The organism is Arthrobacter sp. MMS18-M83 (assembly GCF_026683955.1).
Taxonomy (GTDB): Bacteria; Actinomycetota; Actinomycetes; order Actinomycetales; family Micrococcaceae; genus Arthrobacter.
The window spans coordinates 1,989,639-2,011,129 of the sequence record NZ_CP113343.1 but is presented as its reverse complement, the minus strand read 5'-3'; the positions used below and the strand labels follow the sequence as shown (position 1 = coordinate 2,011,129).

Here is a 21,491-nt window from a genome sequence, read left to right as displayed (position 1 = left end):
CCAAAACCCAACACGCCGCTGGCACAGGCCTAAATTGTCGGAGCCCCGTTTCACACTTGAGCCATGGAAAAGAAACAAACCCTGACGAACGAACAGGCACTGGAGCCTCAGAACATCGAGTTCCATGTCAGCTACCTGGACGCGGATTCCGGCCGCATCGAGCACGAGGAATTCAGTGATCGGGCTGCCGCCGAACGCTTCGCGAACGCGCAGCTCAACGACGAAGAGTCTTGGGCAGTCGTCGACGTCGTCGCGCTGCAACCAGCGCTGCAACCAGGGCAGCAACAAGGGCGCGCCCAACAGCTGGTTGCCTAGCCCTCAAAGTTGACTAGCCCCCAAAATTGACTAGTCACTACCCGGTGGGTACGTCCTTGGCGTCCATGATCCGGTACGCGTAGCCCTGCTCGGCGAGGAAGCGCTGCCGTTTGGCCGCGAAGTCCTGGTCGAGGGTGTCCCTGGCCACCAAGGAGTAGAAGCGAGCCGCACGGCCGTCCTGCTTGGGGCGAAGCAATCGGCCCAGTCGCTGTGCCTCTTCTTGCCGGGAACCGAAGGATCCCGATACCTGTATTGCCACGGAGGCCTCCGGTAGGTCGATCGAGAAGTTGGCCACCTTGGACACTACGAGGGTTTTGATTTCACCGGCACGGAAGGCGTCGAACAGTTTCTGCCGCACCTTGACGGTTGTATCGCCTTTGATCACGGGGGCGTCCAAGCGCTCGCCGATCTCATCCAACTGATCGATGTACTGGCCTATCACAAGCAGCTGCTCGCCTTGGTGCTGCGCCACCAACTGCTCCACTAGCTGGGTCTTTGTCTCGGACGTAGCGCACAATCGGTACTTGTCCGCATCCTCCGCCATGGCGTAGGCCACCCGTTCGTCCCTGGGCAGGTCCACCCGGACTTCCACGCAGTCTGCGGGCGCTATGTAGCCCTGGGCCTCGATGTCCTTCCACGGGGCGTCGTAGCGCTTGGGGCCGATCAGGCTGAAAACCTCGCCCTCCCGCCCGTCCTCCCGTACCAAGGTCGCCGTGAGTCCGAGCCGTCGCCGGGCTTGCAAGTCCGCCGTCATCCGGAAGATCGGCGCCGGCAAAAGGTGGACCTCGTCGTAAATGATGAGTCCCCAGTCGTGCCCGTCCACGAGTTCCAGGTGCGGGTAAAGGCCCCCACGCTTGGTGGTCAGGACCTGGTAGGTGGCGATCGTGACCGGCCGGACTTCCTTGACCGCGCCCGAATACTCGCCGATTTCCTGCTCGGTCAGGGACGTCCGCTTGAGGAGTTCGTCCTTCCATTGGCGGGCCGCGACGGTATTGGTGACCAGGATCAGGGTGGTGGTGGAGCTGGTGGCCATGGCGGCCGCGCCCACTAGCGTCTTCCCCGCACCGCAAGGCAGGACGACGACGCCGCTGCCGCCCGCCCAGAAGTTCTCCGTGGCAAGCTTTTGGTAGGGCCGCAGGTGCCAGCCGTCCTCGTTCAGGGCGATCAGGTGCGGAGTGCCGTCCACATAGCCCGCGAGGTCCTCGGCCGGCCATCCGAGCTTCAGTAGAAGCTGCTTGAGCTGCCCGCGCTGGGAGGAATGCACCACCACCGTTTCGCCGTCGATCCTCGGCCCCAGCAGCGGTGCGATCTTCTTGGCCCGGATGACTTCCTCAAGTACGGGATAGTCGGTGGTCCGCATGACCAATCCGTGCTGCGGGTCCTTTTCCAGGCGTAACCGGCCGTAACGCGACATCGTCTCTTCAATGTCGATCAGCAACGAGTGCGGCACCGGGAAACGGGAGTAGCGCAGGAGCGTGTCCAGGACCTTTTCGGCGTCGAGCCCCGCGGCGCGGGCATTCCACAAACCCAAGGGAGTGAGCCGGTAGCTATGGACGTGTTCGGGGGCGCGCTCCAACTCGGCGAATGCCGCAATCGCATGCCGTGCCTCGGTGGCGAGTTCGTGGTCGACTTCCAGCAGGATGGTTTTGTCGCTCTGTACGATCAGCGGACCGTCGCTCACTATTGCTTCCTCACTTGCGCGGATCGCCCGCAGGTTCCACATCGATAATGCGGTGGATGGACAAGACTCTTTCGGTGTCCCTGGCCGCGTCGAACACCCGGACCCGCCCGCCGGACACCGATACGGGAACAACGGTCTCGGTGTTGGAATTCCCCAAGCCGTCAACCACGTTCATGGTGACTGCTTGCTTCAACCGGATGGCCCTCTGGAGCGTTTCGAGCCCCAGTTGCGTTGCCGCCTCGCCCGTCATGTCACCCGAGACCCCGCGATGGTGCCTCAGGACCGCCAGTTGGGCATCGACGTCGTCGTCCGGCGGGGCTGTGCGGGGCGCCGTGTAAACGGGGCGGGCGCCGCCGGCCACCGCCGTCGTCCGCTTGTAACGCACGACGGCGGGCTCGGCCTCCTGCACCGCAGGCGAAAGTCCCAGCTCCCGCAGCACTCTCGCGGTCTCCCGCGGGCTCACCGCGGAGGTCAGCACCGTGGGGGCGATCCGGACGAGGCCCAGGCTCGCGGTCCCGGGCTCGTGAAGGAGATCGGCAATAGCGGCCTCGTCGTCGCTTTGGATGAAACTGGCGCTGGTGGCGACGCGTAGCCGGCCGTGCCGCGAGGCGATGTCCTTGATCAGGTACTGGAGCGGCTGTGGGACGTCAGTGGCGGAGTGGGTGCGTAGAAAGGAGAGGATGGCCTCGGCGTCTTGGCCGGCGTCCAGCGCGCGTCGGATTGAATCCCCGGAGAAACGGAAGATGGTGGCCGGGCCTTGTCCTTCGGCCTCGGCTATCAGAAGCAGTTTTTCGCTCAGTTCAGGTGCCAAGTACCCCGGGGCGACGGCGGTCAGGTCTGCCTGGAGTAGGACGTGGTTGACCGCGGCGGGCAGGTGTTCGCCGAGGACACGCAGGGCAAGATCCGGCTGTTCGGTGGCGATGGCGGAGCCTAGCTGGGTGAGGGCGCCGGAACCCATGAGCCCCAGGATTTCCGCCTCGTGCAATATGCCGCGGATGAGGGAACTGAACCGCCGTGACATCCGGGGCTGGGTCCATTCCGCGCGCTCCATGACAGCCTCCGCGTTGAGCACGGGGGCCTTGCCGTCCGGTGCTTCGACTTCGCGGGTGAGCTCGTCGAGGATCTCCAAGATCCGCTTGCGGACAAGCGGGGCGTCAGGGCGTTGGGCCTCGGCAGACAAAGCGTTGATGGAAGTTCCGGCAAAACCGGTCCGCGATGCCGTCGCGGCAGGACCGGGGAGGTTCTGCCCGACGAGTGACGGGGCGCGCTCGCTGGCAAGCCAGGCGTTGACCAGCCAGAGCCACTGTTCCTGGCGGGGGAGCGTGAGCCATTCCACCGTGGGTGGCTGGACCCAGGTGGAACTGTCCACATCGAGGCGCAGCAATCCGGACATGGCGCTGAGCTCAAGGATCAGCGCCGTCTCGGACAGTCCCAACCGGAGGCTATCGGCCAGGCGCTTGAGCTCGCGCACGCCCACCCCGCCGCTGCGAAGGGTAACCACCGGCTGATCGCGGACCGCGTACAGGAGTTCGCCGACCAATCGGAGTACTTCGGCAATAGCACCCATGGCGGCATTCCGGCGCAAGGCGGCACTTGTCTGGCCCAACTCCGGCACGGGAGGCTTCAAAGTGAAGTGGTCCACGATCGCGCCGCCGCGCAGGGACAAGCCGACGCTGTGGGGCAGTTCAACGTGGCCGGCGTCCAGGGGTACAAGCAAGCCGCGGGCCAAGAGCCAGTCCACGGGACCGACGTCGCGGCCCTCGTGGAGCACGGAGGCCTTGCGTTGGGCCTGTGGAACGGCACCCATGGCCCAGCTGCCAAACTTGTTCAAAAGGGGGCGGGTCCGTATCGGGGCCTCGGATAGGATGTGCTGCAAACTCTCCGGCGTTGACGTCCATCGCTGCAGGGCGAGCGCCGCGTCCATCGGCGTGGTGGCAGCGAGGACGTCGGCGCCGCTCTTGTGAAGTTCGGCAACGAGCTGTACTACGCGCTGGGCGAAGGCCGGCTGCAGGCGTACCAGCTCGGTGTAGCTGCGGCCTAGGCCGGCGGGGTAGATGCCGATGACGTCCTTGAGGCTGCCCACAGGCAAGTAGAAGCGCTGGCGACCGGGAAGGTGCACCGTAGCCGGGGGATCGGCCCTGTGGATGAGTGCCAGCTCCTGGAGCTTGTTCAAGATCGGCTCCAGCGCGGCAAGTGTGGAGCCGCTGATGCACTTTTTCAAACCCGCCGCAGAGACGCTGTGGCCAGTGTCTGCATTGGTGCAGAGATGGAGTGTCTCCAGTACCTGCATTTCCGGTTTGTTGAGCCGTTCGAGGGCCCGTTGCACGCTGACCCGTGCGCTCGCCCTCGCAGCGAGAGCAGCGAAGTCCGGGGCGACAGGGGAAATGAGGTCCGGCCGGGCGGCAAACAGGGCCCGCAGCGAATCATCGCTGCGCGCTTCCAGTTCCTTGCTGAGCGCGCGAATAAGGGACATCAGTTCAACGTTACCGCCAGCCGGGCCCGCCGTCGGGCTTTCTGGTGGCTCATTGGCGACGCCGTGCCCAGACGGAGTCCACCACCAACGCGGCCATCAAAATGAATGCCAGCGGCAGCCCATAGAGAGCAGTGGAGGTAACCCAAATCGGGGCTACGCCCCGGGCAAAAGCGGTAGCCATGACGGCGCCCACGGCCGCCAAGGACAGCACGGCGACGACGGCGGCGACGATCACGAGCGGGCGGCGGTAGCCGTGGGGAATCATGTAAGCAACGCTAACAGTCCCGCGCCAGTTGCGCTGTTCCCGCCCTGCGCACGAACAAAAGGCGACGGGACCTGCTCAGCATGGTCTCAAAGCGCGAATCCGCGGCTGGGCAGGATAACCTTGAAGCAATAGACCAACATGGACCAGGCAGTTACCCCTATTCCCGCAGTATCCTGCGGATGCGGTGACGCGCCGGCTGTGTCTCCCAGGTAAGAACGAAGAAGGTTGATTACGTGCCCACCGGCAAGGTCAAGTGGTATGACAAGGACAAAGGCTTCGGATTCCTCGCAGCAGAGGATGGCCAGGAAGTATTTCTGCCCAAATCCGCCCTGCCCGAGGGTGTAACGGATCTCAAAGCAGGTACCCGGGTTGAGTTCGGCGTTGCCGACGGTCGCCGAGGCGCCCAGGCACTGGGCCTCCGCGTGTTGGACAAGCTGCCATCCATTGCCAAGGCCAAGCGCATGAACGCCCGCGAGCTCGCGCCCGTGGTCCAGGATCTTGTGTCCGTCTTGGACAACCTTTCGGGGACATTGTCGGCCGGTAAGTACCCTGAAGGCGCCAAAGGCAAGGCCATCGCCGCAGCACTGCGCAAGGTTGCCAACGAGCTGGAAGCCTAAGCAGCCATGACATCGGAATCCGCTGAAGCGAGTCCTGAAGAGAACGGTACCGGTGCCGCGCCAGCAACAGCAGGAACGGCTGATACCGCTGCTGGGCGGAAGCTGACCGCGGCGAAACCTCGCACCGGCATTCCCATGTGGCGCGTCGGCAAGCCGGACGCCTTCCTGGCGGCCGCCGTCGACGTCGCCCGCAATGCGGTGGAGAGCATTGCCAAGCCGAATGAAATCGGACCGCATATCGCCGCACGCTCCGAAGGCGAACGCGTCGTCACGCACCTTTTCGAATCGCGACTGGCCGGTTACGGAGGGTGGCAGTGGTACGCCGTCGTTACCCGCAACTCGCGCTCCAAAGTGGTCACGGTCAGCGAACTCGGCCTGCTGCCGTCCGAGGACTCCATCCTCGCCCCTGAATGGGTGCCGTGGGCAAAGCGCGTCCGTCCAGAGGACGAGGCGGGCCCCGACGAGCTGGCAGAGGAAGACACCTCGACGGCGGACGGTTCCGTAGACGAGGACGAGGACACACCCGACGACGACGGCGCGCCTTCCGACTACGACGACGCCGAAGAGGATGACGAGTCTGAAGTCGAGGCCGACTAGCCTTTGTCGGACCCAGCGAATGAACTCTTTGAAGGTGGAACCTGATGTCCACCTTCAAATCGCTGGGTGTCCTTAACTACCGCATATGGTTCCTTGGCGCCCTTGTTTCCAACATCGGCACCTGGATGCAGCGAACCGCTCAGGACTGGCTGGTCTTTGCCCATCTGAGCAACCACGACGCCGGTGCCATGGGCATTACCTTGGCACTCCAACTAGGTCCGCAGCTGTTCCTGGCACCGTGGGCCGGACTGCTTGCCGACCGCTACAGCCGGCGCAGGCTCCTGGTCATGACGCAATCGGCCATGGCTGTCCTGAGCACGGGTTTGGGAATCCTCGTGCTGAGCGGCGCCGCACAGTTGTGGCATGTCTACGTGTTCGCGCTGATGCTCGGAGTCGTCTCGGCACTTGACGCCCCCATTCGCCAGACGTTCGTTTCGGAGCTCGTCAAGGACGACTACCTCTCCAACGCCGTGGCGCTGAACAGTGCCTCGTTCAACGTTGCCCGCATGATCGGCCCTGCCGTGGCCGGCATGTTGACTGTGGCCGTGGGGCCGGGCTGGGTGTTCATGATCAACACGCTGACCTTCGTGGCGATGCTCGGCGCGATCCGTGCCATCCCTTCCTCCTCACTGCGCGTCCAGCCCCGGGCAGCCGCGGGCAAGGGCCGGATCCGCGAAGGGCTTCGCTACGTCCGCAACCGCCCTGACATCATGGTGGTCCTCGTCGCGATTTTCATCATGGGCACGTTCGGCCTGAACTTCGTCCTCTTCATCGCTGCGATGGTTGGCACGGAATTCGGCATGGACGCAGGTGCGTTCGGGCTCCTCAACTCGGTCATGGCAATCGGCTCAGTAGCGGGAGCGTTGCTGGCCGCCCGCCGGGGGAGGCCACGCATGCGGCTCATCTTTGCCGCGTCCGGCGGGTTCGGCATCGCGAGCGGACTCGCCGCCATGGCGCCGAACTACACGATGTTTGGCTTGGCGCTGATTCCGTGCGGCCTGTTTGCCTTGACCATGATCACCAGCGCCAACGGCTATGTACAGTCCACTACCGAACCCGTCATGCGCGGCAGGGTCATGGCGCTGTACATGGCCATTTTCATGGGCGGAACGCCCATCGGGGCGCCCTTCGTCGGCTGGGTATCCAACGTAGCCGGACCCCGCTGGGCCGTTGGCGTGGCAGCGGCTGCCGGCGCCAGCACCGCCGTCGTCGGCATCATCTGGATCATCCGAGCGCGTCAGTTGCGGCTCCGCTTCGACAGCAGCGCCGGAGGTTTGCGGCTCTTCCGCATCGAGTCGCAAGGCGCCAGCCCTGCCATGGACGACGGCGTTGAGGGCGACAGCGCCGTTAAAAGGGCTGGCGCTGTTAAAAGGGCTAGCGCCGCCCGGGATCCTCACCCGAACGACGCCGACCAGTCCTGACCGCGGGAACGCGGCGGGCTCTTACTTCTTCAGTTCGCCCACCACGAAGTCGATGCTGGCGAGCAGCGCCGAAACGTCGTCCGGTTCGATGGCAACGAAAGTAGCGATGCGGAGCTGGTTGCGGCCCAGCTTGCGGTACGGCTCCGTGTCCACGATCCCATTGGCCCGCAGCACCTTCGCAATCGCCGCCGCGTCGATCGAATCATCAAAATCGATCGTGGCAATGACGTTGGAGCGGTCTTCAGGCTTTGCCACGAACGGGGTGGCGTACTCGGAAGCCTCGGCCCAGGTGTAGATGCGGCCGGCGGAGTCCGCCGTGCGCGCGGAAGCGAAGTCCAGGCCGCCGTTCTTGTTGAGCCACTGGACCTGGGCGTCAAGCGTCACCAGGGTGGACAGGGACGGAGTGTTGTAGGTCTGGTTGAGCTTCGAGTTGTCGATGGCCGTCTGCAGATCCAGGAAATCTGGAATCCAGCGGCCGCTTGCCTTGATCTTGGCGGCGCGCTCAAGGGCGGCGGGGGAGAAGAGGCCAAGCCACAGTCCGCCGTCGGAGGCAAAGTTCTTTTGCGGTGCGAAGTAGTAGACATCGGCCTCGGCGACGTCCACGTCCAGGCCACCGGCAGCCGAGGTCGCGTCCACCAGGACCAGTGCGCCGTCGTCTACACCGGCTACCCGCTTCACGGGGGCCGCCACGCCAGTGGACGTTTCGTTCTGCGGCCACGCGTAAACGTCCACGCCTGCCTCGGCCTGGGAAACCGGGCGCGTGCCGGGCTCGGACTTGATGATGGAGGAAGCTTCCAGGAAGGGTGCCTTGTTGGTGGCCGAGGCGAACTTGGAACCGAACTCACCAAAGGAGAGGTGCTGTGCCTTCTTCTCCACCAGGCCGAAGCTGGCGACGTCCCAGAACGCGGTGGAGCCTCCGACGCCGAGAATCACCTCGTAACCGTCGGGTGCGCGGAAGAACTGGCTGAGTCCCTCGCGGACGGAGCCCACCAGGTTCTTGACTGGTGCCTGCCGGTGGGAAGTGCCAAGGATCGTCGCAGACGCGGCAGACAATGCCTCGATCTGCTCCGGGCGGACCTTGGAGGGCCCGGCGCCGAAGCGGCCGTCCTTGGGCAGCAAATCGGCGGGGATGGTGATGCTGTTGTCGCTCACGGGATGCTCCAATGGTGAAGTAGCGGCCTAGATGGGTCGTGGCAGGTGGCATCGCTGCCCCTTCGACTCCCCAATTCTGCCTGACTTCGCATGCGGCGACAGAACTGAACGCTTCATAGTCCGCCACGTGGAGGCATCTGTTCCGCCGGGCGCGGGACATGGGCTCGGGACATGGGCGGGGGACACGGGGCGGACACGGGGCGGGCACGAAAATTATCCGGAGTAATTCCAAATAAGCTAAGCTAGGAGCTGGCGCCCGGCCTGGGACGACCGGCGGGCAGCCCGCCTGGCCGGCTGCGGTACGGTGGAAAATACGCAAGATACTGCGCTCGAGGAGCTGAGCTGGATGACGGATCTGATCGATACCACTGAGATGTATCTTCGGACCATTTTGGAGCTTGAAGAAGAGAACATCGTGGCTCTTCGCGCGCGCATCGCCGAGCGCTTGCGGCACTCCGGGCCCACCGTTTCCCAGACGATCGGGCGAATGGAGCGCGACGGCCTGGTAATTGTTTCCAACGACCGGCACCTTGAGCTGACCGAAACCGGCCGGAAACGTGCCACTGAGGTCATGCGCAAGCACCGTCTCGCCGAGCGGCTCCTGGCCGACGTCATCGGACTGGACTGGGCCTATGTCCACGACGAAGCATGCCGCTGGGAACACGTTATGAGCGAGCGCGTGGAGCGGCGGCTCTATGAGCTTCTGGACCACCCCACGGAATCTCCCTACGGCAACCCCATTCCAGGACTCGAAGCCCTGGGCGGAGTTGCGTCACAGGCCTTTACGGATGGCGTGGTCAACCTTCTTGAAGCGATGAACGAATACTCACCGGACAACCGGGTCATTGTCAGCCGGTTGGCTGAACCGATCCAGGTGGAACCGGAACTGTTGGTGCAGCTGGACGAAGGCGGAATCCGCCCCGGAGCCAGGGTTTCCCTGGAGCGTGTGGGGGAGTACATCTCCGTTCGCGTGCCCAATATCGACGGTGCCTTGGAGTTGCCTCCTGAGGTGGCGTCGCACGTGTTTGTCACCGTCTCCTAGCCCTTTCGGCTAAGCGATCGGCAAAGATAACGGAATTATTACTGCGGGGGTTTAATCCCCTATAGTTGAGTACTAACGCCGATACCAAAGCGTTACCTGATCCGAAGCCGAGTTCTGCCAGCGGATCAGGTGGATTAGTCCATTCACTGGCAGAAGCGGGGGAACCACCAGTGGCGGTCGAAAGACAGCCTTGGGGTGAAGTCCGCAGCGGATGTGCAAAAACGCAGGGCCTTTCCGGGGGATCCCTCTGTGCTTCGCGTCCTCCGCGCGGACCGGGTCCATGCACTCTCTGACCCGAATCCGACAGCTAACTTCGCAGGCTTGCCAGAGAGGAACACTTTGACCACGCAGAACACGAGGGGCCGCAGACGCGCGTCCGGTCCTACTGCTGAGCTGCGGACCATGCAAGTCATTGCGCACGATCGGCCCCGCGATCCGCATCGCGAAGTGCGCCGGCGCAAGGGCCCCTTGCGGCAAATGGCCGATTTCGCCGCCGCGAGCGGTGCGGGACAGAAGGCTGGCGTGGCCCTCGCCGCCACGGGCCTCATCCTGACGGTGGCCATGCCGGGTACTGGCGCATTGACGGCCGCTGCGGAATCGAACCAGGCTTCCACGGCTTCGGCAGGCACTCAGGCCGAGATTCCCGCTGCGGCCAATGCCACCATCGACTTCAGCCGAGCTGCCGTTTCCACTACGGCGGATCCTGATAGCAAACTTAAGCAGCTCCTGAGCGCGCAGTCCGTCGGCAGCATCAAGACGTCATCCTCGAAGGGCACGCTGGGGGCTCCGCTGGACACCCTCGCCACGGCTTCGCCGTTCGGCTACCGCGTGAACCCCATTACGGGAGGCCTTGGGGAGTTCCACCGTGGCCAGGACTTCGTGGCCCAGTGCGGCACGCAGGTACATGCGGCTGCAGCCGGCAAGGTCACGTTTGCGGGCTGGCACCCGTATGGCGGCGGAAACCGCATTGTGGTGGACCACGGCAACGGCCTGGAAACCACGTACAACCACTTATCCTCGTTCAACGTCCAGGTGGGCCAAACGGTCAACCGCGGCGACGTCATCGCTTTGAGCGGCACCACTGGCGCCTCCACCGGCTGCCACCTCCATTTTGAAGTCATGGTCAACGGCGACGTCGTTGATCCCTTGGGCTGGCTGTAGCCAATCCGATGGACGTCTCTCGAATGCTTGTCACGCTCCGTGACCTGAATGTGACATTCAGCCAAAACTCCTGTACCGTCTAACTCGCATCAACTTTTAGAGAGTTGATGCACTCGGGTGGATTGCCTAGCTCTGCCACTGCCCGAGGTTCCGTTCGCAAAACATCGTCTGGCAGAGGCGGGGGACCCACTTTTGGTCATCTTCACCGATGACCTTGGGGTTAAGTCGCAATTGTTTCCTACGGGAAGCATTGCGGCCGGATGACTCCCATCCGAATCCGACAGCTTACCTCGCGGGCATAGGGAGAGGCCTCTTAACGTGTCTTCACGCACTACTCTTGCGCGCCACCGCGCTGCGGTCACCAAGACCAACTCGCTTGCCGTCATCGCTAAGACCGTCGGCAGCAACGCCGGTGGTGTAGGCCGTCAGGCAGCAGTTATCGCCGCTGCGTCCGGTCTGGTTCTCACTAGCGGTATCGCGGCCAACGCTGCCGAAACCAACGTCCCCCGCGAGTCCACTGCGACCTCCACCCTGGAAGTTCAGTCCATCGCCCAAGCCAGTATTGCGGCCGACTCCTCCGTCGCCATCAAGTACGAACGTCCGGCTGTTTCCACTGAAGCTGCTCCGGTTGTAGAAGCGCCGGTTGCCGTCCAGGAAGCTGTTGCCGCTCCCAAGGCTGCAACAACGGGTGTCTCTACGCTTTCCGTTTCCGCCGCTGTATCCCCCGCCACAAAGGTTGCCAGCGGCAAGGGCGCAGCAATTGCCGCCGCAGCTTACGCGCAGCTTGGCGTTGCCCAGGACTGCACCGCCCTGGCTTCGAACTCCCTGGCCGCTGTTGGCATCAACTTCCACGGTTGGCCGGCAGACTACCTGTCCCTCGGCCGCACGGTCAGTGCTGCTGAAGCGCAGCCGGGTGACCTCGTTTACTACCAGAACGGCGGCATGGGCAAGGCCCACATCGCTGTTTACGTCGGTAACGGCATGGCCGTCCACGGCGGCTGGAACGGTGGCACCACTGCTTTGTACAGCGTGAACATCGGCTCCGGTCCAGTCTTCATCCGCGTTGGTGGCTAAATAGCTTCTGCTGAACAGTTTCACAGGAACATCCCCGCTGGTCCGCCCGCGGGGATGTTCTGTTTAACCAGCATGTGCCACATCTCGTGCCCACGGTCTGCTGCGGTCGATTCCGGGCGCGCGGCAGCGTCAACAGCCGCTGCTCCCGGACAATTGAAAGTTCCCGCCACATGTCCGGTACGTGAACTTTGCCCGACGCAGCGCCGGAACCCATCCACGGATTCGTTGATCTGGCCTCCGGGTGTTTACTCTTGTGATGTCGATCCACAGCCCGTACATGCAGAGGGCAGCCGGCCCTCGCGCCCCTGACGGGTGCGGCCGTGAAGAGGTACGTGCATGCGCACACTCGTTCTGAATGCTGGATATGAACCGCTGGCGGTAGTAACCTTCCGCCGGGCGCTGGTCCTTGTGCTCACCGGAAAAGCGAGCGTAGTGGCCGAAGGCGACGAGCCTGTCGTCGGGCCACAGGAGATTCTCGGACGTCCCTCCGTGATTCTGCTCAATCGCTACATCCGGCCGAGGTACAACGCGATCACGGCGGTTACACGCCGCGGCGTCTTGCGCCGCGACGGTCACCGTTGCGCCTATTGCGGGAAAGCAGCCCACACAATTGACCACGTCCACCCCAAATCCAGGGGCGGCGCGGATTCCTGGGAAAACCTGGTGGCGGCGTGCCTGCGCTGCAACAACGCCAAGAGTGACCACACACCGGCCGAAATGGGCTGGAAACTGAGGTTCACTCCGGCGGCGCCAACCGGGACTATCTGGCAAATCAAGGAGCTTGAGAAACCTGCGCCCGCGTGGGATCCCTTCCTCCTGCCTGAATCGGCGGCCTAACCGAACTTAGCCCGCCCCCGGTAATCTGGGCTGGTGGACTTTGATGCGGTGATCTTGGCGGGTGGCAAGTCCTCCCGCCTCGGTGGCGTGCCCAAAGCCCAGCTTATGTACGACGGCGCCACGCTCCTCGAGCGCGCCCTCGCGGCCGCGTACGGGGCCGGGCGGATCGTCGTCGTCGGGCCGGATCCCGGCACCTTGCCGGATGGCACCATGACCGCCCGCGAGGACCCTCCGTTCGCTGGGCCGGCGGCGGGGATCGAAGCCGGACTCTTTGCGCTCGAGAAGCATGCCCGCCAGGGTCTTTCCGCAAAAGAAACATCCGCACCATGGGTGCTCGTCATGGCGTGCGATATGCCCCTCGCGGGCGCAGCCGTTCCGGTTCTCATCCGGGAACTTGCCGGACACGAGGAAACGGAAGGGGCCATGGCCGTATCCGCCGATGGCCGGAGACAGCCATTGCTTGGAATCTATCGGTTTTCTGCTTTGCAACGGGAAGTGCTGGCCGCTGCGGAACAGGGTGGCCTCGCCAACGCCGCGGTGTTCCGCCTGCTTGCTAGGCTTGATCTGCTGGCCGTACCTGTTCCTGCTGGCTCCACCGATGACGTGGATACCTGGGACGATGCCGCGGCGCTTGGAGTGGACGGCGACCTGCCGTGACAAAAGCTGTATCGGACTTTGGAGGCGGATCGTGAAGAGCCAAGAAGAAACGCTCGAGGAGTGGTGCAGGAGCCTGCTGCAAGCATATGAGCTTGAAGGTGTCGAGATCGACATCAACGAGATCCTGTCCTTGGCGGGCGTCGCAGCCCATTCCGTAGTTCGGCCGGCGGCTCCCCTGACCACCTTCATTGCCGGTTTCGCGGCCGGACTTGCAGCGGGTTCGGGACAAGCGACGGAAACCGCGTCGATGGACGCCGCCATGGGCCTGGCACGCACGCTCGCCAACGACTACACGAACCCCGGAACCGACGCCGGATGACAGATGCCTCTGAACAGGGCGCCGAGAATCAGGGCGCCGAGGACCTGGGCGCCGGGAACCAGCACCCTTCCGCCGTGACCGATCCGGCACCGAACGTTGAGCATGTCCCGCACGCCGACCACCTCTGGGCGGAAGCCCGGCAGCTTGCCTTCGACTGTGCCACGCCCATTCCCGCCGCACCTGTTGCGCTGAAGGATGCCGTCGGCCGGACGTTGGCGTCCGATGTCCTCGCCCTGCAGGACCTGCCGCACTATGCGTCCTCGGCGATGGATGGCTGGGCTGTCAACGGCAGCGGCCCATGGATCCTGGCCGAGCCGGGCCATCGGCTGGCCCCGCATCAGGCGAGCCCTATTGTCACGGGTGGCCTTATCCCGCCGGGGGCCAAGGCGGTGCTACGTAGCGAAAGCGGTATCCTGACCACCGACGAAGACGGCCTGCCTGTCCTCGCGCTCGGCGGAAACGCGAGGCCTGGCGAACCGCGCAACGGGCAACACATCCGTAACGCCGGAGAAGAAGCCGGGGCTGGCGAGCTCCTGATCAAGTCCGGCGTCGTCCTGAACCCCGCCCACCTCGCCCTTGCCGCGCTGGCCGGCCGGGATGAACTGGATGTCCTGGGCAAACCCCATGTGAAACTGCTCCTGACCGGCTCCGAAGTGGTGACCGCGGGTGTCCCTGCCCCTGGGAGGGTGCGGGATACCTTCGGGCCGCAGCTTGGCGCCGTCGTCGAACTCCTTGGCGGGATCCGCGGCGATCAGATCAAAGTGGGCGACTCCTACGAGGAATGGCTCGCGGGCCTCGAGGAAGGCGAGTTGTCGCCGGACACGCTACCAGCCGACGTCGTTATCACCACCGGGGGAACGGGCCGTTCGGGAACGGACCACTTCCGGAGGGCAGTTGCGGAACTCGGCGGTCGCTTGTTGATTGATGGCATTGCGATGCGGCCGGGACACCCCGGCGTCCTGGCTGAGTTGCCGGACGGGCGCTTTGTCTTAGGGCTGCCCGGCAACCCGCTCGCGGCAATGATGGTTCTCTTCACGATCGGCGCACCGCTGCTCGCGGGACTGGGTCACGGCAAGCTGTCCGAGGTGGGGGAAGTGCCTTGCGGTGCAATGCTCGACGCCGACCCCGGGCGCACCCGCTTGCTTCCCTTCAGGTTCGTGTACGGATTGGCCTCGCCGGCGCAGCACGCGGGGCCGGGGATGATGCGCGGCCTCGCCAGTGCGGACGGCGTCATGGTGGTCCCGCCACACGGCGTCCAACTTGGGGAACCTGTGCCTGCCTTCCCCCTTCCGTGGGGGCCGCCGCTTCCCCAGCCGAAGCCTTCGCAGGACAAAACCAAGAAAACTCCCGCCAGATCCGCCCGCAAAGTTTCGTCAGGGCCAGTGGATTGGAGCGCCCTGACTGGCTGAGAACTTCCGGTCCCAGATGGACACGGGTGGAATAGAGAGACAGGCCTTGCAATGATGGGGACATGAACAGGCATGCTCCCGCGCAGGACATCAATGAAGATGACCTCCAGATCCACCCGCCCAAGCGCTCCGCCGCCGGTGTCAAGGCAGTCACCGTGGCTTTGGAACGAGGTTGGGCCCAAGCCGGTGTGAGCCGGACCGTCAAGTCAATGCTCCGCGTCAACCAGCGGGACGGTTTCGACTGTCCCGGGTGCGCCTGGCCGGAGTCCATTACCGGAAAACGCAGCCCCGCCGAGTTCTGCGAAAACGGGGCCAAGGCCATCGCCGAGGAGAGCACCACCCGCGTGGTCGACGCGGCGTTCTGGGCCCGGCATTCCCTTGCCGAGCTTGAGGACAAGACCGAATACTGGCTGGGAAGCCAGGGGCGCATCGCCGAGCCCGTCGTCATCCGCCCCGGCGAGACACACTATTCTCCGATCAGCTGGACAGATGCTTTCGCCTTGATCGGCGAGCACGTTAATGCCACGACGCCGGACCGCTGCGTTTTCTACACCTCCGGCCGCACGGCCAACGAGACAGCCTTCATGTACCAGCTCTTCGCCCGTAGCCTCGGCACCAACAACCTGCCCGACTGCTCGAACATGTGCCACGAGTCTTCCGGCAGCGCCCTCAACCCGACCATTGGCATCGGCAAGGGAACTGTCTCCCTGGAGGACATCCACGAGGCGCAACTGGTACTGGTTGTGGGCCAGAACCCGGGCACGAACCACCCGCGCATGCTCTCCGCCCTGCGTGATTGCAAGAACAACGGCGGCAAGGTCGTGGCAGTCAATCCTTTGCCGGAAGCCGGGCTCCTGAACTTCAAGGATCCCCAGTCGCTCAACGGCGTGGTGGGCGGCGGCACGGATATCGCCGATGAATTCCTGCAGATCAAGGTCGGCGGCGACCTCGCCTTGTTCCAGGCTCTGGGCCACCTCTTGCTGGAGGAAGAGAAGCGGCAGCCGGGAACCGTGGTCGATCGTTCCTTCATCGAGGCGCAGACCGATGGCTTCGACGCCTACGCGGAAGCCCGGGCCACGGTTGACTGGGCCGAGACTGAACGCGCCACGGGCCTGAGCCGCATCGAAATCACCAAGGTGGCGGGCATGCTGGCCGCTTCGAAGGGCACCATCATTTGCTGGGCGCTGGGCCTGACCCAGCAACCCCACTCCGTGGACACTTTGCGGGAAATCATCAACCTGCTCCTCCTCCAGGGAAACTTCGGCAAGCGCGGAGCCGGAGCTTGCCCCGTCCGCGGCCACTCCAACGTGCAGGGCGACCGCACCATGGGCATCTGGGAGAAGCCTTCCGAGGGCTTCCTCGCAGCCCTCGACAAGGAGTTCGGATTCACGATGCCCAGGGCACACGGCTACGACTCCGTGGAGACCCAACACGCCTTGGAGCAGGGCAATGTGGATGTGTTCGTGTCCATGGGCGGGAACTTCGCCGCGGCCGGCTCGGACACGGTGGCGCTGGAGGAAGGGCTGAAGAGGGCCGGGCTGACGGTTCACATCTCCACCAAGCCCAACCGTGCCCACGTGGTGCACGGTAAGACCTCCCTGATCCTACCCACTCTGGGCCGAACGGACACGGACGACAAGCACCCCGGCGGACGCCAGTTCCTCTCCGTGGAAGACTCCATGTCCGTCATCCACTCCACCCAGGGCCGCCTGGCTCCAGTCTCCGAGCACTTGCTCAGCGAACCCGTCATCGTCGCACGCATGGCGCAAGCAGTCCTGGGCGATGATCATGCGGTGGACTGGCGGGAGATGGCCGAGGACTACGACGTCATCCGGGACCACATCTCCAGGGTCATCCCCGGCTTCGAGGACTTCAACGCGCGTGTCCGCACCAAGAACGGCTTTGTGCTTCCCAATCCACCGCGTGACACCCGCACGTTCGCCACGGATATCGGCAAGGCACGCTTCTCCGTGAGCCCGCTGGAGTACCTTGAAGCCCCGGCCGGCCACCTGATCCTGCAAACTGTCCGTAGCCATGACCAGTACAACACCACGTTCTACGGGCTCGACGACCGCTACCGCGGTATTTCCGAAGGCCGCAGGGTCATCCTGGTCCACGAGGACGACCTCAGCGAACTCGGCTTCGAAGACAGGGACATGGTGGACGTCATCTCCATCTTCGGTGGAACGGAACGCCGGGCGGACAAGTTCCGGCTGGTCGCCTACCCCACAGCCAAGGGTTGCGCGGCCGCGTACTTCCCGGAGGCCAACGCCTTAGTGCACCGGGAACTCGTGGCGCGTGAATCCAACACGCCCGGCTACAAGGCCATGACGGTCCGGTTCGTCAAGCACGGAGAAACGGCCAATCACGGGGAAGCTGCCGCCGAGACGGTGGGTATCTGAGATGGGACGGGTGACCCAGCGCCGCAAGGTGCACAAGTTCGTGCTGGATGGCTCAGCCCAGGCGTTGGAGCACCCTGTCCGTTACCGCGAGGACTTCCTGGCAGTCGAGGAACCGCTGGAGGTGCGCCTGGGCCATATGTCCTTCTCCGTGACCATGAGGACCCCCGGCGACGATTTTGACCTCGTGGCGGGTTTCCTGGTTTCCGAGGGCATCATCTGGGACCCGGCCCAGCTCATCTCGTTGCGCTTTTGCGCCGGCGAGGACGAGAACGGCGTCCAGACCTTCAACGTGGTGGAAGCCCAGTTGCGGCCCGACGTCGTCCTTCCTGAGACCGGCCGCAATGTCTACACGTCCAGCTCGTGCGGGATTTGTGGCACAGACTCCATTGAGGCTGTGCGCAAATCCTCACACTTCAGCCCGGCGGACGACCCCCTGAGCGTGCCGGTGGAGGTTCTCGCCGGCTTGCCGGACCGTCTCCGCGAAGCGCAGGCGGTCTTTGACAAGACCGGGGGAGTACACGCCGCGGGCCTCTTTAGGATCAACGAGGACGGCGAGGCTGAGCTGCTGTGCCTGCGGGAAGACGTGGGCAGGCATAACGCTGTTGACAAGGTGGTGGGCTGGGCACTGCGTGAGGGTTTGTTGCCCCTGAGCGGCACTATCCTTCAAGTCTCAGGGAGGGCGTCCTTCGAGCTGGTTCAGAAAGCTGCGCTTGCCGGAATCCCGGTTCTGGCCGCCGTCAGCGCACCCTCCAGCCTCGCCGTGGAACTGGCCCAGGAGACCGGACTGACCCTGGTGGGATTCAGCCGGGGGACCAGCCTGAACGTTTATGCGGGCAGCGGGCGGATAGGCGTTCCGGCAAACTTTTAGGGACTTGTAGGGATAGCCGTCAATCACTTGGTTATTGCTCCGGAACAACGTAGATTTTATCCATCGAATGGAATCGTTGTTTCCACCTGTTGGTAACCTTGCTCGCTTAGTTTGCATGTAACGGCACGGAAGCCTCTCGACCCAGCCCAGCGCTAAAGGGGACTTGAATTGCACGACGACCGCCGGATCACTGAGAAGCGGCTCGAACGTTTTGTCCGGGAGCGGATCGCACCCGCCATCTATGGCCGCGCGCTGCCCCTGACCCTCAGCAGTTGGGATGTGCCGGGAGAGCCGGTCCCCGTCTCGGAAGCGCTCCGCCAGGTGTTTGGACCCCAGGAACATGGGGCTGCGTGGGGCAAAGCCTGGAGCACCAAGTGGCTGCGGCTCCAAGGTGAGGTTCCGGAGGGTTGGGGAGTCGCCGATGGCACCGCGGTGGAGATCGTCGTCGATCTTGGCTTCAGTATCGACGCCCCCGGATTCCAGTGCGAAGGCATTGCCTGGCGCCCGGACGGCACCATCATCAAGGCCATTTCTCCCCGCAACCAGCATGTCCCGCTTAAGCTCCTGGGTGGCGGACTCTCGGTGGACTTCTACGTCGAAGCCGCGGCCAATCCTGATCTGAGCCAGGGATGGAGCTTCTCGGCAACACCTTTGGGGGACATAGCCACCTCCGGAGACGAGCCCCGCTATCGGCTCGGGCGCATAGCCATAGCCGAACTCAACGAGGTGGTCTGGGAGCTCCACCAGGATATTTGGACGCTCAGCGGGCTCATGCACGAGCTACCCTTCGAACTGCCCCGGCGCCATGAAATCCTTCGCGCCTTTGAACTCATGCTGGACGTCATGGATCCCGACGACGTCGCGGGTACCGCTGCCGCCGGCAGGGAAGCCCTCGCCGAGGTCTTGAGCAGGCCAGCCTACGCCTCGGCCCATGAGCTGTTGGCCACGGGTCACGCCCACATTGACTCGGCCTGGCTATGGCCGGTCCGTGAAACCATCCGCAAATGCGCCCGCACGTTCTCCAACGTTGTCGCCCTCATGGATGAGAACCCCGATTTCGTCTTCTCCTGCTCCTCGGCGCAACAACTGGCGTGGATGAAGGAGTTCTATCCTGAGCTGTTCATCCGGATCCGGGAGAAGGTAAAGGCCGGGCAATTCGTGCCGGTTGGCGGCATGTGGGTGGAATCGGACACCAACATGCCCGGCAGCGAGGCCATGGCCCGCCAATTCGTCGAGGGCAAGAGCTTCTTCCTGCAGGAGTTCGGCATCGATTGCCAGGAGGCCTGGCTGCCTGACTCCTTCGGATATTCCGGGGCACTCCCGCAGATCGTCAAGTCTGCCGGTTCCCGGTGGTTCCTGACCCAGAAGATCTCCTGGAACCAGGTCAACAAGATGCCGCACCACACCTTCAATTGGGAGGGCATCGACGGCACGCGGCTATTCACCCACTTCCCGCCCGTGGACACTTACAACGCTGAACTCCACGGACGCGAACTCGCGCACGCCCAGCGCAACTACCGGGAGCATGGCCGGGGCACTATTTCCCTGGTCCCCTTCGGCTATGGCGACGGCGGTGGCGGACCCACGCGCGAAATGGTCGCCGCAGCCCACCGCACAGCAGATCTGGAAGGCTCGCCGAAGGTGCGCATGGGATCGGCGAAGGAGTTCTTCACGCAGGCCGAGGCCGAGTACCGGAATCTGCCGGTCTGGGTGGGAGAGATGTACCTGGAACTGCACAGGGGCACCTACACGAGCCAGGCCAACACCAAACAAGGGAACCGTCGCTCGGAACACCTGCTGCGCGAGGCCGAGCTTTGGTGCTCGACGGCGGCAGTACGGACTGCCGGTTCGTTCGCCTATCCCGCGGCGGACCTCAAGCGCTTGTGGCGGCTTGTGCTGCTGCAGCAGTTCCACGACATCCTGCCGGGAAGCGCCATCGCGTGGGTCCACCAGGATGCGGAGCGGAACTATGCCGCGATCTCCCGGGAGCTGGAAGGCATCATCGCGGGTGCCGCGTCAGCCCTGCTGGGTAAGGGGGACACGATGTTCCTGCTCAATGCGGCCCCGCATGAGCGCAGCGGCGTACCCGCGCTCGCCGCTGCAGAGCCGGTCCACCCGGACAGTCCAGTCAATGTCACAGAACGCGCAGGCGGTTATGTTTTGGACAACGGCATCATCCGCGCGGTGCTGGACGCCAACGGATTGCTGACCTCCCTCTCGGACTACGCAAGCGGCCGGGAAGCCATTGCCCCCGGTCAGTTCGGCAACCACCTTGAACTCCACCGGGATACCCCCAACGAGTGGGACGCGTGGGATATCGACGAGTTTTACCGCCGGAACGTCGTCTCCATTGGCGAGGCGCGTTCGGTGACGCTGGAGAGCGCCGGCTGGGACGCCGTCGTCGTCGTTGAGCGGACGGTGGGTTCCTCCACCATCACCCAGCGGATTTCCCTCGAAGCCGGCGCGGAGTCCCTCGGAATATCCACCACTGTGGATTGGCAGGAACGCGAGAAATTGCTGAAGATCGGGTTCCCGCTGGACGTCCGTGCGGACCGTTCCGCTTCGGAGACCCAGTTTGGGCACGTCTTCAGGCCCACCCACACCAACACGTCCTGGGAGGCGGCCAAGTTCGAGTTCTGCGCCCACCGCTGGATCCACGTGGCAGAGCCGGGTTACGGGGTGGCCATCACTAACTCGTCAAGCTACGGGCACGACGTCACGCGGGCCATCCGCGACGACGGCGGAACCACCACCAACGTCCGCTTGTCCCTGCTGCGGGCACCCAAGTTCCCGGACCCTCAATCCGACCTCGGTGTCCACGTCCTGGAGCTGAGCATCCGGCCCGGCGCGAGCATTGGTGATGCCGTGGAAGAGGGATACCGGACCAATCTCAAGCCGAGGTTGCTGGCGGGCGCGAAGCCTGTGGAGCCCCTCTTCACGGTGTTCAACCAAGCGTTGGTGATCGAGGCCGTCAAGCTGGCTGAGGATGGCTCGGGAGACGTGATCGTGCGGCTCTACGAATCGCTGGGAGAACGTTCCATAGGCATGATCACGGCCAACTTCGATTCCAGCGAGGTGCGCGCCGTGGACCTTCTGGAGCGCCCCGTCGAGGCTCCCGGCGTGATGCCCGGAGCTGGCGCGGCCGAACTGACGCTGCGTCCGTTCCAGCTGGTCACGTTGCGCTTCAGCCGCTGAGCTTTT

The 21,491-nt window shown here is 64.1% G+C and carries 18 protein-coding genes and 2 riboswitches; of the genes, 14 read left to right on the top strand and 4 right to left on the bottom strand.

Annotated elements, in window-relative coordinates; genetic code table 11:
* The first annotated feature begins 63 nt into the window (after positions 1-63).
* Positions 64-315 carry a hypothetical protein gene (locus OW521_RS09400; RefSeq protein WP_268024829.1) on the top strand — a complete coding sequence of 84 codons (252 nt, stop codon included), beginning with the start codon at positions 64-66 and terminating at the stop codon, positions 313-315.
* 37 nt (positions 316-352) lie between these two features.
* Here the strand turns inward: OW521_RS09400 and OW521_RS09395 are convergent, their stop codons facing one another.
* Genes OW521_RS09395 through OW521_RS09385 form a run of 3 tightly spaced genes read right to left on the bottom strand, consistent with a single transcriptional unit; the run spans position 353 to position 4,734 of the window.
* The gene (locus tag OW521_RS09395; protein ID WP_268024827.1) at positions 353-1,996 is read right to left on the bottom strand and encodes a DNA repair helicase XPB; all 1,644 of its coding nucleotides are present in this window, start codon (positions 1,994-1,996) and stop codon (positions 353-355) included.
* Positions 1,997-2,006: 10 nt separating this feature from the next.
* Positions 2,007-4,469 (bottom strand): helicase-associated domain-containing protein, encoded by a 2,463-nt coding sequence (locus tag OW521_RS09390; protein ID WP_268024825.1) that lies wholly within the window; start codon positions 4,467-4,469, stop codon positions 2,007-2,009.
* 49 nt (positions 4,470-4,518) lie between these two features.
* Positions 4,519-4,734, bottom strand: coding sequence for a hypothetical protein (locus OW521_RS09385; RefSeq protein ID WP_268024823.1), 216 nt, complete (start codon positions 4,732-4,734; stop codon positions 4,519-4,521).
* Positions 4,735-4,967: 233 nt separating this feature from the next.
* Between OW521_RS09385 and OW521_RS09380 the strand changes: the two genes are divergently transcribed.
* Genes OW521_RS09380 through OW521_RS09370 form a run of 3 tightly spaced genes read left to right on the top strand, consistent with a single transcriptional unit; the run spans position 4,968 to position 7,369 of the window.
* The gene (locus OW521_RS09380) at positions 4,968-5,351 is read left to right on the top strand and encodes a cold-shock protein (RefSeq protein ID WP_268024821.1); all 384 of its coding nucleotides are present in this window, start codon (positions 4,968-4,970) and stop codon (positions 5,349-5,351) included.
* Positions 5,352-5,357: 6 nt separating this feature from the next.
* Positions 5,358-5,948 (top strand): DUF3027 domain-containing protein, encoded by a 591-nt coding sequence (locus tag OW521_RS09375; RefSeq protein WP_268024819.1) that lies wholly within the window; start codon positions 5,358-5,360, stop codon positions 5,946-5,948.
* 44 nt (positions 5,949-5,992) lie between these two features.
* Complete coding sequence (locus tag OW521_RS09370) at positions 5,993-7,369, top strand: MFS transporter (protein ID WP_268024817.1); 1,377 nt, start codon at positions 5,993-5,995, stop codon at positions 7,367-7,369.
* Between the two features lie 21 nt (positions 7,370-7,390).
* Here the strand turns inward: OW521_RS09370 and serC are convergent, their stop codons facing one another.
* On the bottom strand, positions 7,391-8,521 hold the full coding sequence (gene serC, locus OW521_RS09365) for a phosphoserine transaminase (RefSeq protein ID WP_268024815.1): 1,131 nt from the start codon (positions 8,519-8,521) through the stop codon (positions 7,391-7,393).
* A gap of 346 nt (positions 8,522-8,867) precedes the next feature.
* Between serC and OW521_RS09360 the strand changes: the two genes are divergently transcribed.
* The 10 genes from OW521_RS09360 to OW521_RS09315 all read left to right on the top strand — a co-directional run bounded on the left by OW521_RS09360 (position 8,868) and on the right by OW521_RS09315 (position 21,485).
* Positions 8,868-9,563: a metal-dependent transcriptional regulator gene (locus tag OW521_RS09360; protein ID WP_268024813.1), complete on the top strand. Its 696-nt coding sequence runs from the start codon at positions 8,868-8,870 to the stop codon at positions 9,561-9,563.
* Between the two features lie 126 nt (positions 9,564-9,689).
* Positions 9,690-9,900: riboswitch (cyclic di-AMP (ydaO/yuaA leader) on the top strand.
* 2 nt (positions 9,901-9,902) lie between these two features.
* A complete protein-coding gene (locus OW521_RS09355; RefSeq protein WP_268024811.1) occupies positions 9,903-10,724 on the top strand; it encodes a M23 family metallopeptidase in 822 nt (273 codons plus the stop codon).
* 145 nt (positions 10,725-10,869) lie between these two features.
* Positions 10,870-11,037: riboswitch (cyclic di-AMP (ydaO/yuaA leader) on the top strand.
* Positions 11,038-11,042: 5 nt separating this feature from the next.
* Positions 11,043-11,798, top strand: coding sequence for an NlpC/P60 family protein (locus OW521_RS09350; RefSeq protein WP_268024809.1), 756 nt, complete (start codon positions 11,043-11,045; stop codon positions 11,796-11,798).
* 336 nt (positions 11,799-12,134) lie between these two features.
* Complete coding sequence (locus OW521_RS09345; protein WP_265981246.1) at positions 12,135-12,635, top strand: HNH endonuclease; 501 nt, start codon at positions 12,135-12,137, stop codon at positions 12,633-12,635.
* 33 nt (positions 12,636-12,668) lie between these two features.
* Positions 12,669-13,292 (top strand): molybdenum cofactor guanylyltransferase, encoded by a 624-nt coding sequence (gene mobA, locus OW521_RS09340; protein WP_268024805.1) that lies wholly within the window; start codon positions 12,669-12,671, stop codon positions 13,290-13,292.
* A gap of 31 nt (positions 13,293-13,323) precedes the next feature.
* Positions 13,324-13,611 (top strand): DUF6457 domain-containing protein, encoded by a 288-nt coding sequence (locus tag OW521_RS09335; protein WP_268024803.1) that lies wholly within the window; start codon positions 13,324-13,326, stop codon positions 13,609-13,611.
* Complete coding sequence (locus tag OW521_RS09330) at positions 13,608-15,020, top strand: molybdopterin molybdotransferase MoeA (RefSeq protein WP_268024801.1); 1,413 nt, start codon at positions 13,608-13,610, stop codon at positions 15,018-15,020. The genes OW521_RS09335 and OW521_RS09330 overlap by 4 nt, the downstream gene beginning before the upstream one ends.
* 62 nt (positions 15,021-15,082) lie before the next feature.
* Entirely contained in the window at positions 15,083-17,422 is a 2,340-nt protein-coding gene (locus OW521_RS09325; RefSeq protein WP_268024799.1) for an FdhF/YdeP family oxidoreductase, read from the top strand.
* 1 nt (position 17,423) lies between these two features.
* The gene (gene fdhD / locus OW521_RS09320) at positions 17,424-18,290 is read left to right on the top strand and encodes a formate dehydrogenase accessory sulfurtransferase FdhD (protein WP_268024797.1); all 867 of its coding nucleotides are present in this window, start codon (positions 17,424-17,426) and stop codon (positions 18,288-18,290) included.
* 168 nt (positions 18,291-18,458) lie between these two features.
* Complete coding sequence (locus OW521_RS09315; protein WP_268024795.1) at positions 18,459-21,485, top strand: alpha-mannosidase; 3,027 nt, start codon at positions 18,459-18,461, stop codon at positions 21,483-21,485.
* The last annotated feature ends 6 nt before the right edge of the window (positions 21,486-21,491 follow it).